At 45.4% G+C, this 16,674-nt stretch carries 14 protein-coding genes; 12 read left to right on the plus strand and 2 right to left on the minus strand.

Features of this window, described 5'->3' with window-relative positions:
• Nucleotides 1-109: 109 nt before the first annotated feature.
• From DWX61_RS01795 to larE, 7 genes are all read left to right on the plus strand, one after another.
• Complete coding sequence (locus DWX61_RS01795) at nt 110-1,204, plus strand: GntR family transcriptional regulator (RefSeq protein WP_118623475.1); 1,095 nt, start codon at nt 110-112, stop codon at nt 1,202-1,204.
• Between the two features lie 177 nt (nt 1,205-1,381).
• The gene (araA, locus tag DWX61_RS01800; RefSeq protein ID WP_118623477.1) at nt 1,382-2,881 is read left to right on the plus strand and encodes an L-arabinose isomerase; all 1,500 of its coding nucleotides are present in this window, start codon (nt 1,382-1,384) and stop codon (nt 2,879-2,881) included.
• An 18-nt stretch (nt 2,882-2,899) separates the two neighbouring features.
• On the plus strand, nt 2,900-4,504 hold the full coding sequence (locus tag DWX61_RS01805; RefSeq protein ID WP_118623479.1) for a xylulokinase: 1,605 nt from the start codon (nt 2,900-2,902) through the stop codon (nt 4,502-4,504).
• Between the two features lie 100 nt (nt 4,505-4,604).
• Nucleotides 4,605-4,964, plus strand: a complete 360-nt coding sequence (locus DWX61_RS01810) for an inorganic diphosphatase (RefSeq protein ID WP_244789953.1) — start codon at nt 4,605-4,607, stop codon at nt 4,962-4,964.
• A 38-nt stretch (nt 4,965-5,002) separates the two neighbouring features.
• Complete coding sequence (locus DWX61_RS01815; RefSeq protein WP_330637409.1) at nt 5,003-5,296, plus strand: Uma2 family endonuclease; 294 nt, start codon at nt 5,003-5,005, stop codon at nt 5,294-5,296.
• A 174-nt stretch (nt 5,297-5,470) separates the two neighbouring features.
• Nucleotides 5,471-6,271 carry an MBL fold metallo-hydrolase gene (locus tag DWX61_RS01820; protein ID WP_118513226.1) on the plus strand — a complete coding sequence of 267 codons (801 nt, stop codon included), beginning with the start codon at nt 5,471-5,473 and terminating at the stop codon, nt 6,269-6,271.
• A 66-nt stretch (nt 6,272-6,337) separates the two neighbouring features.
• On the plus strand, nt 6,338-7,165 hold the full coding sequence (gene larE, locus DWX61_RS01825) for an ATP-dependent sacrificial sulfur transferase LarE (RefSeq protein WP_118623483.1): 828 nt from the start codon (nt 6,338-6,340) through the stop codon (nt 7,163-7,165).
• A gap of 146 nt (nt 7,166-7,311) precedes the next feature.
• Here larE and DWX61_RS01830 read toward each other — a convergent pair whose 3' ends face one another.
• Entirely contained in the window at nt 7,312-9,276 is a 1,965-nt protein-coding gene (locus DWX61_RS01830) for an oleate hydratase (protein ID WP_118623485.1), read from the minus strand.
• Between the two features lie 157 nt (nt 9,277-9,433).
• Nucleotides 9,434-10,018: a TetR/AcrR family transcriptional regulator gene (locus tag DWX61_RS01835; protein ID WP_118623487.1), complete on the minus strand. Its 585-nt coding sequence runs from the start codon at nt 10,016-10,018 to the stop codon at nt 9,434-9,436.
• A 142-nt stretch (nt 10,019-10,160) separates the two neighbouring features.
• Between DWX61_RS01835 and DWX61_RS01840 the strand changes: the two genes are divergently transcribed.
• From DWX61_RS01840 to chvE, 5 genes are all read left to right on the plus strand, one after another.
• Complete coding sequence (locus tag DWX61_RS01840) at nt 10,161-11,189, plus strand: sugar ABC transporter substrate-binding protein (protein WP_118623489.1); 1,029 nt, start codon at nt 10,161-10,163, stop codon at nt 11,187-11,189.
• A complete protein-coding gene (locus tag DWX61_RS01845; protein WP_118623491.1) occupies nt 11,167-12,675 on the plus strand; it encodes a sensor histidine kinase in 1,509 nt (502 codons plus the stop codon). The genes DWX61_RS01840 and DWX61_RS01845 overlap by 23 nt, the downstream gene beginning before the upstream one ends.
• Nucleotides 12,653-14,251 (plus strand): response regulator transcription factor, encoded by a 1,599-nt coding sequence (locus DWX61_RS01850; protein ID WP_118623493.1) that lies wholly within the window; start codon nt 12,653-12,655, stop codon nt 14,249-14,251. The genes DWX61_RS01845 and DWX61_RS01850 overlap by 23 nt, the downstream gene beginning before the upstream one ends.
• Nucleotides 14,252-14,256: 5 nt before the next feature.
• On the plus strand, nt 14,257-15,336 hold the full coding sequence (locus tag DWX61_RS01855; RefSeq protein WP_243101075.1) for a sugar ABC transporter substrate-binding protein: 1,080 nt from the start codon (nt 14,257-14,259) through the stop codon (nt 15,334-15,336).
• 269 nt (nt 15,337-15,605) lie between these two features.
• The gene (gene chvE / locus DWX61_RS01860) at nt 15,606-16,673 is read left to right on the plus strand and encodes a multiple monosaccharide ABC transporter substrate-binding protein (protein ID WP_021976666.1); all 1,068 of its coding nucleotides are present in this window, start codon (nt 15,606-15,608) and stop codon (nt 16,671-16,673) included.
• The last annotated feature ends 1 nt before the right edge of the window (nt 16,674 follow it).

The following is a 16,674-nucleotide window of genomic DNA, read 5'->3' on the forward strand; positions in this document are numbered from 1 at the left end:
ATAAAATGATTACAGATGAAATTAACAGGATAAATACAGATCAAAATATAAATATCCGTTTTACATCCGATGTTTGAAGGAAGAATAATACAAACGAAGGGAGAAGCTTATGGCAGAAAACGGAAAAGCAAAATATTATGCACTGATGGAAGAAATGAAAACAGACATTCTTTCCGGAAAGATCCGTCCGGGTGAGAAGCTTCCTTCTGAAAACCAGCTCAGTGTCCGTTACGGGCTGAGCAGGCATACGGTGCGAAAGGCTCTGGGGATTCTGGCAGGAGATGGATACATAGAATCCTTTCAGGGAAAAGGAACCTTCTGTGCGGATGTACTCCGTCAGATCCACGGGACCGGAAACATCGCAGTGGTAACTACATATATCTCGGATTATATTTTTCCCAGGCTGATCCAGGGGATTGATGAGGTACTGTCCGATAATGGGTACAGTATCATCCTCAAAAATACAGGAAACAGTCGTCAGAAGGAGGCAAGATTCCTGGAAGAGCTGATCAGTAAGGGGATTGACGGACTGATTATTGAACCCAGCAAAAGCGAGCTGTTGTGCAGACACGTAAGTCTGTACGAAACACTGGACAAGTATCAGATCCCATATATTTTTATCCAGGGACTGTATACAGAGATGCAGGAAAAACCCCATATCCTCATGGATGATGCAGGTGGCGGTTATCTTGTTACAAAGCATCTCCTGGATTCCGGCAGACGTGACATCGCAGGTTTTTTCAAGGCAGATGACCGTCAGGGCATCGAACGGCATAAGGGCTATGTGAAGGCTTTGCAGGAGCATGGAATTGCCTATGACCCGGATAAGGTGGTCTGGTTTCACACCGAGGACCGGCGAAAAAAGCCGGCTCTTATGGTACGGAACATGGTCCGACAGAACAGTCTTCCGGATGGGATCGTATGTTACAACGATCAGATCGCTGTCCAGGTCATGGAAGAACTGGAACGTCAGGGCAAAAAGATCCCGGAAGATGTTGCAGTGACCGGCTATGACAATTCACTGTACGCAAGACAGGGACAGGGCATTACCACCATCACCCATCCCCAGGAAAAACTGGGGGAGATGGCGGCGAAGCTTCTCCTGGAAAAATTAAGTGGCGTGCCGGATGAAGAAAGTACAGTGGAACGGCTGATCCGGCCGGAACTGATCGTGCGGGGTAGCAGTGTGAAAGCAGGGGCATGAGCACAGATACATAACCGTTTTATCAGATCGTTTTATTAGAGAATGAAGCGATGTAGATTACAGAGAACCCTATAACATTTCAGAAGATCGGACGCATGTTGGCAGCAGAACTGGACAGCAGATTTTCAGGAATGTTATGCATATGATATTAATTTTATTTTAAGGAGGATTTTTCGCATGAAAACAGGAAGAGATTACAAATTCTGGTTTTGCACAGGTTCACAGGATCTTTACGGAGATGAGTGTCTCCGCAAGGTAGCCGAGCATTCTAAGATCATTGTGGAGGAGCTGAACAAATCCGGCGTACTTCCGTTTGAGGTTGTATGGAAACCAACGCTGATCACAAATGAGCTGATCCGTAAAACCTTTAATGATGCCAATGCAGATGAAAATTGTGCCGGCGTGATTGCATGGATGCATACATTTTCCCCGGCAAAATCCTGGATTCTTGGTCTCAAAGAGTATCGTAAACCGCTGTGTCACCTTCATACACAGTTCAATGTGGAGATTCCCTATGACACCATTGATATGGACTTTATGAATGAGAACCAGTCCGCACACGGCGGACGTGAGTTTGGCCATATGGTAACCCGAATGGGAATCGAGCGTAAGGTCATTGCAGGACATTGGGCAGACAAAAAGGTCCAGGAGCGTCTGGCATCCTGGATGCGTACTGCAGTTGGTATCATGGAAAGCAGCCATATTCGTGTATGCCGTGTTGCGGATAACATGAGAAATGTAGCCGTAACAGAGGGCGATAAGGTTGAGGCTCAGATGAAATTCGGATGGGAGATCGATGCTTATCCGGTTAATGAGATTGCAGAATATGTTCAGGATGTAAGCCAGGGAGATATTGATGTTCTGGTAGAAGAATATTATAATAAATATGATATGATTCTGGATGGACGTGACCCTGAGGAATTTAAGAAGCATGTAGCAGTCCAGGCGGGAATTGAGATTGGTTTTGAGCGCTTTCTTGAGGAAAAAAACTACCAGGCTATCGTAACACACTTCGGTGATCTGGGATCCCTGAAGCAGCTTCCGGGACTTGCGATCCAGCGACTGATGGAAAAAGGCTATGGCTTCGGTGGCGAGGGTGACTGGAAAACAGCAGCTATGGTTCGCCTGATGAAAATCATGGCAGCAGGCAAAAAGGACGCCAAGGGCACTTCCTTTATGGAGGATTATACTTATAATCTGGTACCTGGTAAAGAGGGAATCCTTGAGGCACATATGCTGGAGGTTTGCCCATCCGTTGCTGATGGAAAGATCAGCATGCGTGTATGCCCGCTTTCCATGGGAGATCGTGAAGATCCTGCAAGACTGGTATTTACTTCTAAGACAGGCCCTGGAATCGCAACATCCCTGGTTGACCTTGGCGACCGTTTCCGTCTGCTGATCAATGAGGTTGAGTGTAAGAAAACAGAGAAACCGATGCCTGCACTTCCGGTAGGTACTGCGTTCTGGACACCGAAGCCGGATCTTTCCACAGCAGCAGAAGCATGGATCCTTGCCGGCGGCGCACATCACACTGCATTTACCTATGACCTTACTGCAGAGCAGATGGGTGACTGGGCAGCAGCTATGGGTATTGAAGCGGTTTATATTGATGGCGATACAACGATCCGGAATCTGCAGAATGAGCTGAGATGGAATAGCATGTATTTCAGCAAATAATACAGGAGGTTTTTTACAATGGGAGTAAATGAAGCAAAAACAGCCATTCTTGAGAACCGCACGGCTCTTGGTATTGAGTTTGGTTCCACAAGGATCAAGGCAGTTCTGGTAGATGACAAAAATCAGCCGATCGCATCCGGCGGTTACGGATGGGAGAACCAGTATGTGGACGGAATCTGGACCTACAGCCTGGAGGAGATCTGGAAGGGCCTTCAGGCCAGCTATCAGGATATGGCAAAAGATGTCCGGGAGAAATACGGCGTGGAACTGACAAGCGTAGGTGCTTTCGGTGTCAGTGCCATGATGCACGGATATATGCCCTTTAATAAAGCGGGAGAGCTGATGGTTCCTTTCCGCACCTGGAGAAACAATATCACGGGAGAAGCTTCTGAGAAGCTGGCAGAGCTTTTCCATTACAATATCCCTCAGAGATGGAGCATCGCACACCTGTACCAGGCAATCCTGAGAGGTGAGGAGCATGTAAAAGATATCGATTACATCACCACTCTGGAGGCCTATGTACACTGGAAACTCACTGGAAAAAGAGTTCTTGGTATCGGCGATGCGGCAGGTATGTTCCCGATCGACAGTGAAACGAAGGATTACAACGAGGAGATGGTGCAGAAGTTCGATGAACTGGTTGCGCCTTATGGATTCCCATGGAAACTCCGCGATATTATGCCGAAAGCTCTGGTGGCAGGTCAGGATGCAGGAGTTCTTACTGAGGAAGGCGCAAAGCTTCTGGATGTAAGCGGAAAGCTGAAAGCCGGAATTCCCATGTGCCCGCCTGAGGGAGACGCAGGAACCGGTATGGTTGCCACAAACAGTGTCCGCCGGCGTACCGGAAATGTTTCGGCAGGAACATCCGTATTTGCCATGATCGTTCTGGAAAAGGCTCTTTCCAAACCGTACAAAGAAATCGATATGGTAACAACTCCGGCAGGAGATCCGGTTGCCATGGCACATTCCAACAACTGTACGTCGGATCTGAACGCATGGGTAAATGTGTTTAAGGAATTTGCAGAAGCTATGGGCATGGAAGTAGATATGAACAAACTGTTCGGAACTCTTTATAACAAAGCCATGGAAGGCGACCCGGACTGTGGCGGACTTCTTTCCTACTGCTATTTTTCCGGTGAGCATATGACTGGTTTTGAAGAGGGACGTCCACTGTTTGTACGTTCTCCTGAGAGCAGATTTACACTGGCAAACTTTATGCGAAATAATCTTTATACCTGCCTCGGCGCCATGCGTGTAGGTCTGGATATCCTTCTGAATCAGGAACAGGTAAAGATCGACAAGCTTCTGGGCCACGGCGGCCTCTTTAAGACAAAGGGTGTCGGCCAGCAGATCCTTGCAGATGCGGTAGATGCACCGGTATCTGTAATGTCCACAGCAGGAGAAGGCGGAGCCTGGGGAATCGCACTTCTGGCTTCCTATCTGATCAACAAAAAAGACGGCGAAGATCTTGCAGACTTCCTGGATGAAAATGTCTTCAAGGGAAATGAAGGCAGCACACTGACACCGAAAGCCGAAGGCGTGAAAGGATTCAACGCATTTATGGACAGATATATGAAAGGTCTTGGCATTGAGCGAGCAGCAGTGGAATCCAAAATCTGGTAAAATGCAGGATGTACGGAAATGAGAATACCTGTTTTCGGATACGAGGAAAAACAGAGGGAAATCTGTCGGATTTCTGCTCTGTGTCCAGAGAGGAAAATGAATGAACGAGAGTAGCCACGAAAAGAAACCAACATCCGGCCAGATGGTTCATGTCGTGATCGATCGTCCAATGAATACCTGCCATCCGGAACACAAAGATCTTTTTTATCCGGTAAATTATGGTTACATTGAAGGAATCATCGCCCCGGACGGAGAGGAACAGGACGTCTACGTTCTTGGCATTGATCACCCTGTAAAAGAATTTACAGGAAAAGTGATCGCCATCGTCCACCGCCTCAATGATGTGGAAGATAAATGGGTGGCAGTGCCGGAAGATATGAATATGACAGCCAAGGAGATCATGGCACAGGTTCAGTTTCAGGAGCAGTATTTTGAGACAGAAATAGAAATGCTGGAATAAGAAAATCAAATACCTACGTTGAACCGGATATTTCTGTTATCTGCGATGCAGATAAACTGGATGATAGAGGGTGCAAGGGAGCACCGGACTGGATCGTGGAAATTGTATCTCCTTCCAGTAAGCAGATGGATTATTATACGAAACTGTTTAAATATCGAACTGCCGGAGTAAGAGAATACTGGCTGGTAGATTCGGATAAGAATCTTGTTCTGGTATATAATTTTGAGCATGGAACCTCGGAACCATATACATTACAGGACTCTGTGAAAACAGGAATCTATGAAGATTTGTGGATTGATTTTTCTGCTATGAAAATGAATGGATCTTATTGAAAATATTTCTTCATAATGTTATCATTGGACACGAAAAACACAGAAAAAATTAAAAAACAAAAAAATTAAACGGTTGTATATGTGTCTGTAATACGATCAGAGGCAGCCGGTCAGAGAACAGAATGATGGGTGGCAAAATGTTTGATGACCAGGGCTATACAGGAGGAGAATACAATGAAATTAACCATGCTTGGAACCGGTAACGCACTGGTAACAGAGTGTTACAATACCTGCTTTGTACTCAGCGATGAGTACGGCCATTTTCTGGTTGACGGAGGCGGCGGAAATACGGTGCTTTCCCAGCTGAAAAAAGCAGGCATTGATCTGATGGATGTTCATGAGATCTTTGTTACACATAAGCACGTAGACCATATCATGGGAATCGTGTGGGTGATCCGCATCATCTGCCAGAACATGAAAAAAGGCACTTATCAGGGCGAGGCAAATATCTATGCACATGATGAAGTGATCGGACTTCTGAAAGACATGGCATTTAAGCTTCTGAATAAGAAGGAGACACAGTACATCGGTGACAGACTTCATCTGATCGAGGTAAAAGACGGCGAGGAAAAAACAATTCTTAATAAGAAAGTGACCTTCTTTGATATCGGTTCCACCAAGGCGAAACAGTTCGGTTTCCAGATGATCTATGACGGTGGTAAGGTACTTACCTGCTGCGGAGACGAGCCATACAATGAATGTGAGGAGAAATACGCAAAAGGCAGCGACTGGATGTTCCACGAAGCATTCTGTCTGTATGGACAGCGTGATATCTTCAATCCTTATGAGAAACACCACTCCACAGTTAAGGATGCCAGTGAGCTGGCTGAGAACCTTGGAGTTAAGAATCTTGTCCTGTATCACACAGAGGATAAGAACATTAAGAAACGTAAAGAGCTTTACGGAGCAGAAGGCAGAGAGTATTATCACGGAAATCTGTTTATTCCGGATGATCTTGATGTGATCGAAATGTAAGAAATATAGATAAAGGACCGGGAATGAGACTGTGGTGGCATTCCCGGTTTTGAGGTGACAGAACATATGCCAGTAACAGACCGAATCACCCTTGAAAAAAAATATCAGAAGCTTCAGGAAATCCTCCGCTCCCTGGAGAGTGTAGCCGTGGCTTTTTCCGGCGGAGTGGATTCTACCTTTCTTTTGAAGGTGGCACAGGAGACACTTGGCGATAAGGCCATAGCCATCACTGCATGCCCCTGCTCCTTTACAGAAAGAGAGAGGAAAGAAACCGAGGATTTCTGCAGGGAAAATCACATTCATCAGGAGATATGCAAGCTTAATGAATTTGAGATTCCGGGATTTCGCCAGAATCCTCCGGATCGCTGCTACATCTGCAAAAAAGGCATTTTTACCAGATTATGGGAAGTAGCGAAAAAGAACAACATCAATGTGCTTGCGGAAGGTTCCAACATGGATGATCTGGGCGACTACCGTCCCGGCCGCCGGGCCATCCAGGAACTTGGTGTGCGAAGTCCCCTTCAGGAAGCCGGACTCTATAAAGAAGAAATCCGGGAGCTGTCAAAAGACATGAATCTTCCAACCTGGAACAAGCCGTCTTTTGCCTGTCTTGCTTCCAGATTTGTATACGGTGAGACCATTACCGAGGAGAAGCTTCACATGGTAGATCAGGCCGAGCAGTTTCTGATGGATCTGGGATTCCACCAGTTCCGCGTTCGCATCCACGGTACCATGGCAAGGATCGAGGTTCCGGCAGAAGAGATCCTGAAAATTGCAGATAATGAAACAAGAACAAAGATCACAGAGAAATTCCACACATTGGGATTTTCTTACGTGACACTGGATCTTCAGGGATTCCGTTCCGGAAGTATGAATGAAACATTGGAAAAATAAAAATATGAAAATCAAAATAATCCCCCGGAAATACCGCGCGAGAAGTATTTCCGGGGGATTGCTGCACTAATAGAACCGGAGGTTCATTTACTGTTTTCAAATCTTAATTTTCGGATTGAGAATATCTGCCTGGCAGGCTGTATATCTTACATATAATCCTTCAGCACATCATGATCCCGCAGTACTTTCTCAACCACGGTACCCTTCACAACATTAAGAAGTGGTTTCTTCAGTGCATTCAGCGGCCCTGGCAGCTGGATCTCAAGAGGAGATTTTCCGTCCATCAGTTTTACACTGCTGTCCAGAAGCTCACGGATATCGTAAACGCTTCCCCATACTTCCGGAACCCCACGATCTACACCGAAAAGTCCGTATACAGCCTCCATTGCAGTACGTACGGAATACTCTGTTGTGAATACGGTATCACGAGGAGTTTCCGCAAACTGGCCCAGGAATGCAAAGTTTACACAGCCATCCGGGATGACATCCGGGCGGTCACCTTTTGTGCGTGGCATGAAGAAGGCGGTGATGTATGGCATCATAGTCGGAACGCAGACAGCGCTGTTTTCAGCCATATCGTCGATCTGCTCTACCGGAACACCGAGGTGGTACAGCCACTCGGCGGTAATTTCCTTACCGGTACAATCCTTCATCGGCTTCTTGATATAATCACCGGGAACATCTGTGAACAGTCCGTAAACCCATACACAGACCTTCTTCGGATCCTGTTCCTTGAATTGTCCCTGACGGTTGATGGTCCAGCTTAAGAGCCATTTGGAATCCTGGCAGCTTACGATACCACCGGTAACAACCTTGCCGGTACGTGGGTCACGCTGGCAGATATTGGTGATATAAGGGATAATACGGTCATCCAAAGTGGTGACAGTAGCGGATTCCCAGTTTGTTCTGGAAATGTCTGAGCAGAACTTTTCCGGATGTCCGAAGGAAGGATCCTGAGCTGCGATATTTTTCCACAGAGACCATACACCACTGGTACGGACCTCTGCATCACCGTTTGGTGCGTGGTTCTGGTCACCGTAGATCGTGCCCTCTGTACAGCTTCCGTTAGTGACGAAAACATAATCATTCTCTGTAAGAAGGATACCCTGCTCCACATCTTTTACCTTGCATTCGATAGCAGTGGCGATCTTTTTGCCATCCTTGAAATTAAAGATCACGTTTGTGACCTCAGTATTAAACTGGAAGTCAACACCTGCATCCTCCAGATATTTTTTCATGGGAAGGATCAGGGATTCGTATTGGTTGTACTTGGTGAATTTCAGGGCGCTGAAATCAGGAAGACCTGCAATGTGGTGGATAAAACGCTGGAAGTAAAGCTTCATCTCCAGAGCACTGTGCCAGTTTTCAAATGCGAACATGGTTCTCCAGTACAGCCAGAAGGTGGAATCAAACACTTCATCATCGAATACATCTTCGATGGTTTTATCGTAAAGATCCTCATTCTTTGTCATAAAAAGCTTCATGATCTCCATACAGCCTTTCTGGCTCAGGTTAAATTTTCCGTCAGTATGTGCATCCTGTCCACGATTGACGGTTGCACGGCAGAGAGAATAGTTCGGATCGTGCTTGTTCAGCCAGTAGAACTCGTCCAGAACAGAAGCACCCGGTTTTTCAAGAGAAGGAATACTGCGGAAAAGATCCCACAGGCACTCGAAATGGTTTTCCATCTCACGACCGCCACGCATGATATATCCTCTGGACGGATCAAAGATTCCATCGCAGGCACCGCCGGCAATATCCATGGCTTCCAGGATGTGGATATGATCACCTGGCATCTGTGCGTCTCTTACCAGAAAGCATGCAGCAGCCAGGGAAGCAAGACCGCTTCCTACGATGTAGGCATGCTTGTCGTCCACACCCTCCGGCTTTTCCGGACGGGCAAAAGCTTCATAGTTACCGTTGGAATAATAAATCCCCTTGCTGTTTTTGTCATGCTTTCCACGCTCGGTGTTGCGGTAGTTTGCAGTAGTTTCTTTTACATGGAAGTTTTCCTCTTCGTTGATCTCTTTTGTTTTTTTCATCAGCATGGCTGCGCCGGCTCCGGCTGCCGCAAGTGCTGCAAGACCCATGAATCCTTTTTTATCTGACATATGACATCCACCTTTCGTAAATGAGATACCTGTTTGTATCGGATTAACTGTTCTTTGTTGCTGTTGAGGCTATGATAGCCCATCCGGAAAAAAGATTCTATTTACAAAACACCGAAAGTGTTCAGTTTTTTATCATTATGTCTGTTTTGATAAGTTTTTATTCTGTAGTCATTTCTGCTGTTTTGTTTCTGGTGGCAAAATTGCGGATGGCGTTGTCGATGCTTCCGTACAGTGCGGTTGCGGTATCATCTGCGATTTCGCGATAATCTTCACGCATGCCGTTTTTGATCCAGTCCAGCATGATCCCTACAAAGCTGTATTTATACAGATCTGCGATAAAAATTTTCTGTTCATCCGTGATGGAGATGTCTTTTGATTTTTCTGTTACCACGCCCATAAGAAGACCGCAGGTAAGCTGGAACAGATAATTCTCGATCTGTTCCCGCCCCACGCAGCGGTATACATTTAAGATAAACGGCTTGTTTTCCATCACGGCATCAAAGATCTGCAGAAGCCCTTCATGCCATGTGGAAGAGGTTTTTTTGCCCTGAAGGGCAATTCTGGCATCTTCCAGACAGCACCACTCCACAAGATCATAGATATCTTTGAAATGATAGTAAAAAGTCATGCGGCTGATACCGCAGTCCGTAGTCAGGTCATTGATGGTGATCTTATCTAAAGGTTTCTTAAGAAGCAGATGCTTCAGGGATTCTTCCAGGGCAAGCTTGGTTGCATTTGTCATGTTTTGCGGCCTCCTTTGGTAATGTTGTGGTTATTAATATAACATGAAAGTGCACAGGAAATCCATGTCAAACAGTGACTTTTCTGTGAAATTATGATAAACTGAAACCCGGAATGTTTTGTGAAACAGAATGGAGTGTATTATGAAAAAGAAATCAGCTTGCATCCTGCTGGTTTTTGCTGCCGTGATAGTACTTACTTATATGACAGGAGAATCCTATTACAGAGGAATCAGTGAAAAAGCAGGGTTGGATGAACAGGAAGAGAAAATATATAAATACCAGTACGACATGATCGTGGACAGCCCTGATTCCCAGTTCTGGCAGGCAGTATATGACAGTGCGAAGAAAAAAGCAGCTTCCAATAATGTACTGCTTGAGATCATGGGGTCGGATAGAGAAACATCCTATAATAAACTTGATTATATGAATATGAGCATTGCGGCCAAGGCGGATGGTATTATCCTGCAGTATAATGGAGAAGCCGGTCTGGAAGAAGCAATCAATACTGCAGTAAGAAACGGAATACCGGTGGTTACAGTCATGAGTGATGCGGTGCACAGCCGCCGCCAGAGCTTTGTGGGAGTCAGCGATTATCAGCTTGGCATGGCTTACGGGGAAATTGTTGCCAGATATGTGAATGAGAACACGAAGAAGATCCTGATCCTGCAGAAACGGGACATTGATGATATGAACGAAAGTCAGATATACACTCAGATCAGCAATGCGGTGAAGATGGCAGCTGGTTCTGAGGATATTGAGATCAAGGGAAGGAATCTTCTGTCAACAGGAACCTTTGAAACAGAGGAGGCAGTTACTGATATTTTTCAGCAGAAGCGGAATGTTCCGGATATACTTGTGTGTATGGATGAGGAGACAACGGAGTGTGCAAGACAGGCAATTCTGGATTTCAACCTTGCAGGAAAAGTGAAGATCATTGGTTATTATACATCTGAGGATATTCTGGCGGCAGTTGAAAAAGGTGTTATTTCAGTTACCTGTGATGTGGACACGACCCAACTGGGACAGTACAGTGTGGAGGCAGTTACCAGCTATATAGAAGATGGAAGAACCAATTCTTTCTACAATGTAGACATTAATTTTCTTGACAGAACAGCAGTGGAGAAGATGAGGAGGGAGGCAGTCACAGATGAAAAAGATCCGTTGGAGTGACTTTTCTCTTGTAAGCAAGATCATGATCGAGGTTGGAGTGCTGGCAGTTTTACTGTTCAGCATCAACATGCTGTTTTATGCGCGGATCAACAACTCCATGCAGGAGATGGATGATGTGTATGCCAGCAATGCCCAGATCACAGAGCTTGGGCAGGTTTTTGACGATGTGCAGGACAGTATGTACCAGTATCTGAAGGTAAAAAGCTCCCAGGCACTGATGGATTATTATCAGAATGAGGCGAAATACAGGCAGGAGCTGGAGAAGTTAAATGAACGGAATATTGATGATTCCGTAAAACTTCTGGAGAAGAAGATACGTAAGATGTCGGAATCATATCTTTCCTGTACCGCAGGAACTGTAGCTGCCAAGAGAGGCAGGAATGTGGAGAAATATAAGCAGGAATATGATGAAAGTCTGGAGCTTTACAGTTATATCCAGAGTTCTATGGATGAGCTGAACAAGCAGCTTTTTAAAGAAAATTCCCAGACTTATGCAGCTCTCCGGGCGGTTATGAGATATCTGGAGATCAGTAATATGATGATCATGCTTCTGGTGGTGATCTGTGGAATGTTCTTTCTGATCATGGCAACAAGGGAGATGTTCCTGCCGCTGACTAATATGGCAGAAACTGCACAGCTGGTAGGTCAGGGGAATTTTAATGTAAAGATGCCCCCAGCAGATTCCAGGGATGAGCTTGGAACGGTAACAAGAGCCTTTAATACCATGGTGGATAATCTTGGTCTTTACATTGCCAGGACAAAGGCCAGCATGGAAAAAGAACAGCAGATGATAGAGAGGGAGCTTTTGATGGAAACACATCTCAAGGAGGCACAGCTTAAATATCTCCAGTCTCAGATCAACCCGCATTTCCTTTTTAATTCCCTGAATGCAGGAGTACAGCTTGCAATGATGGAGGATGCAGAAAAAACCAGTATCTTTGTGGAAAAGATGGCGGATTTTTTTCGCTACAATGTAAAGAAGGGTGAGGAAGATGCCACACTGGAGGAAGAACTGGAGGCTGTGGACAATTACATTTATATTCTGAATGTACGGTTTGCCGGGGACATCCATTTTTCAAAAAAAGTGGAATGTGATGTGGAAAATGTACGTGTTCCCAGTATGATCCTGCAGCCGGTTGTGGAAAACGCAGTCAATCATGGAATCCGGAATATAGATTGGGAAGGACATATTGATCTCAGTGTGGAGAGATGGAACGACCATATTGAGATCAGTGTTCGGGATAACGGACTGGGCATGACCGGAGAACAGATACAAAGAGTACTGTCAAAAAAAGTCCACAGCAGTTCAGGCGAGGGTGATTCCACGGGAATCGGAATGAATAATGTGATCAGCCGTCTGGAACTGTATTATGAGCGGGACGGATTAATGGAAATATACAGTGAAGGTGAAGGAATGGGAACAGAGGTAGTGATCAATATTCCTCTGGAGAGGAGCGAAAAAAATGTACAGAATCCTGATTGCTGATGATGAGGGGATCATGCTGGAATCCCTGAAAAATATTATAAGTTCCAACTATGGAAATGAATGTGAGATCCATACAGCCAAGACAGGCCGTGTGGTTGTGGAGGAGGCGGAGAAATATCCGCCGGATATCTGCTTTATGGACATTCAGATGCCGGGCTTAAGTGGGATCCAGGCAATCCGGGAAATCCAGAAATTTAACAGATCTGTGGTCTTTGTGATCATTACAGCCTATGATAAATTTAATTATGCCAAGGAAGCGGTAAGTCTTGGAGTTATGGAATTTCTTACCAAGCCGGTAAACAAAAAGGTGATTCTGGAAATATGCTCCAAAGCTATGGAAAAGGTAGATTCCACAAGACAGAAGCGAAGCGATGATCTCCGTATCCGTGAAAAACTGGAGACAGTTGTGCCCATGATCGAAAGCGGATATATTAATAATATTCTTCTGCAGGATGATTTTCAGACATATCAGGATAATTACAGGGAGCTTCTGGATATCCGGGAAGAATATGGATATATGATCGTGGCTGAATTCGGGGATTCTACGGAAAATGGTGTTCTTACCAATGCGGTGGGGGCCAGTGTGAAGGCAAACAAATTTTATTCCACATTCCGGGAAATCACTCAGGGATTTTTTGAATGTCTGGTAGGACCCATTATGGGAAACCGTATTGTACTGCTTGTTCCGTACCGTAATTCCAGGGAGTCCTATGAGGAACGTGTGGAGGTTGTAACAAGAACCAGAAACATGGTACATAAGCTGGAAAGCAGGATTGACAGTAAATTTCGCTGTGGTATCGGCCGGGTGAAGGAGATGGGAAGCACCATGAAAGAATCCTTCAAGGAGGCCATGATCGCACTTCGGGAAAGCACCAGCCATGTGATACATATTGAGGATGTTCCGGCTGCACAGAAATATGACGGCGAATATCCAAGAGATCTGGAACGTCGCTATGAAAAGCGGGTGATGGATAAGGATGTGGCAGGAGCTTTAAGCTGTGCCGAGGAATTTATCCGGTGGATGGAGAAGCAGCCGGGAGTAGATCTGGAGGACATGCGCATCAAGATCCTGGAGCTTGTGATGGGAGTGGAAAAAAAGGCCTTTTTTGCAGGTACCGTGAAATATGCGATCAGCTGCCGCAGAAATTATATTCATGAGATCCAGGAATATACAGACATAGAAGGGATGAAAAAATGGTTCCTGGGCAAAACATCAGAAATCTGCAGTAACATGGAAAGTGCAAGGGAAAAAGAAGCGGTTTCCATTATCGAAAAAGCAAAGTCCTATATCCGGGATAATTACAAAAAAGATATTTCATTGGATGAGGTGTCACGGGAGGTGGATATCAGCCCTTATTATTTCAGCAAGCTTTTTAAGCAGGAGACCGGAGGAAATTTTATCGAGTATCTTACAGAAGTGCGGCTTCGGAATGCAAGAGAACTTCTCAAGGATTCAGGGCTTTCCATCAAGGAGATCTGTGCGGAATCCGGATACAGCGACCCCAATTATTTCAGCAGGATATTCAAGAAATACGAAGGCGTGACACCAAGTGAATTCAGAGAGAGGTTGAGGTAGACAATATGAGCGGGGGGAAAATGATCAGGAAGCTGTTGATCTTGCTGTGTCTGTTGACATTGATGCTGAATGGCTGCGCTTCCGAAAAAACAAAGCAGACAGCTGCACAGGAAAACGATACAGAGGAAGACAGTGGTGAAAAGAAAATTCAGATCGGTCTTACAGTGGATTCCTTTGTTATTGAGAGGTGGATCCGTGACAGGGATGTATTCGTGGCAACCGCAAGGGAATTGGGAGCGGAAGTGAATGTTCAGGATGCGGGAGCAGATACAAAAGAGCAGATCAGCCAGATCGACTATTTTATCAAGAAGCATATGGATGTGATCGTGATCATTGCCAGAGACTGCAAGGCATTATCTGAGGCTGTGGAGCGTGCCCATAATGTAGGAATCAGGGTGATCTCCTATGACCGTATGGTAAATGATGCGGATACAGATATGTATATTTCCTTTGATAACCGGAAAGTCGGAGAGGTTATGGCACAGTCCATGATGGAAGCGATCCCTGATGGCGGAAAGATTTTTATGATCCAGGGATCTGCTTCAGATAACAATGTGGACATGGTAAAAGAGGGATTTGAAGACACTCTGAAAAACAGTGATCTGAAGGTGGTTTACAAAGCCAACTGTGAAGGCTGGATCGCGGAGCTGGCAGCAGATTATGTGGAGGAAGCACTGGAAGAGTATCCTGATGTAAAGGGAATCATGTGCGGAAATGATGATATTGCCAGCCAGGTGATACAGATTCTTGCGGAAAACCAGCTTGCCGGACAGGTGATCGTGGTAGGCCAGGATGGTGATCTGGCTGCATGTCAGCGTATTGTGGAAGGAACCCAGTACATGACAGCATTTAAATCTATCGAAGATCTGGCACGCCAGGCAGCTGAATATGCGGTGAAGATGGCAGAAGAGGGAAAGATTTCGTCAGATGTGACAGATACCATGAACGATGGAAGCTACGATATCCCGGCGAAGGTGCTGGAACCGGTTGCCGTTACAAGGGATAATATTGATGAGGTGATCATTGACGGCGGTTTCCACAGACGAGATGAAGTATATCTCAATATAGATTACGATACAGAGTAATGCAGAACAGATTACATACCGGCATATATGTGGCAGTGAAATTCTGCAAGTAATGTGGCAGTGTATCCATATGCGCAATAATACACAATTATGACAAAAATCAATAGCAGATTTTTGGTGCAAAAATGTCTTGCCTGATGCAGGGCATTTTTCTTTTGCAAAAAAATGTCTCTGTCCTTGCCAACTATGTCCAGACAGTCCTGTGCTATAGTAACATCATCAAAGGAAACGTGATTCCAAAAACAAATAATGAAACGGAGGATTTTACAATGAAAAGAAAAATGGTATCTGCACTTCTTTGCGCAACAATGGTAGCTGGTATGGTGGTAGTTCCGGCAGCAACAGCACAGGCAGCAGACAAGAAACTGATCGGTGTTACCATGCCGACCAAGGATCTCCAGAGATGGAACCAGGATGGCGATAACATGAAGAAAGAGCTGGAGGCAGCAGGATATGAGGTAGACCTTCAGTATGCATCCAATGATGTAAGCACACAGGTTTCCCAGCTTGAGAACCAGGTAGCAAACGGATGTGACCTTCTGGTTGTGGCATCCATCGATGGAAGCAGCCTTGGCGAGCCTCTGAAACAGGCCAAAGAAAAAGGAATTCCGGTTATCTCTTATGACCGTCTTCTTATGAATTCCGATGCAGTAACCTATTATGCAACATTTGATAACTACAAAGTAGGTCAGAAACAGGGCGAGTACCTGGTAGATGCACTGGATCTTGACAATCAGGACGGACCATTCAATATTGAGCTGTTCACAGGAGATCCTGGCGATAACAACTGTAACTTCTTCTTCGGTGGTGCAATGGATGTTCTCCAGAAATACATCGATGACGGTAAGCTGGTAGTAAAATCCGGTCAGACAGAGTTCGAGCAGGTTGCTACAGCTAACTGGGACAGTGCAAAAGCACAGGACAGAATGGATACTATCATCGCAGGTAACTACTCTGACGGAACAAACCTTGACGCAGTTCTCTGCTCCAACGATTCCACAGCCCTTGGTGTTGAGAATGCACTGGCAGCTTCCTACACAGGAGAATATCCGATCATTACTGGTCAGGACTGTGACACACCAAACGTTAAGAACCTTGTAGCAGGAAAACAGGCAATGTCTGTATTCAAAGATACAAGAGCTCTTGCATCTGCAGTAGTAAAAATGGTTGACTCCATCATGAAAGGTGAGGAGCCGGAAGTGAACGATACAAAATCCTATGATAACGGAACCGGTGTCATCCCGACATACCTTTGCGATCCGGTTGTTGTTACAACAGATAACTACAAAGAGATCCTGATCGACTCCGGATACTACACAGAGGATCAGATCAAATAAT

The sequence above is a fragment of the Ruminococcus sp. AF20-12LB genome, from assembly GCF_003478985.1.
GTDB lineage: Bacteria > Bacillota > Clostridia > Lachnospirales > Lachnospiraceae > Blautia_A.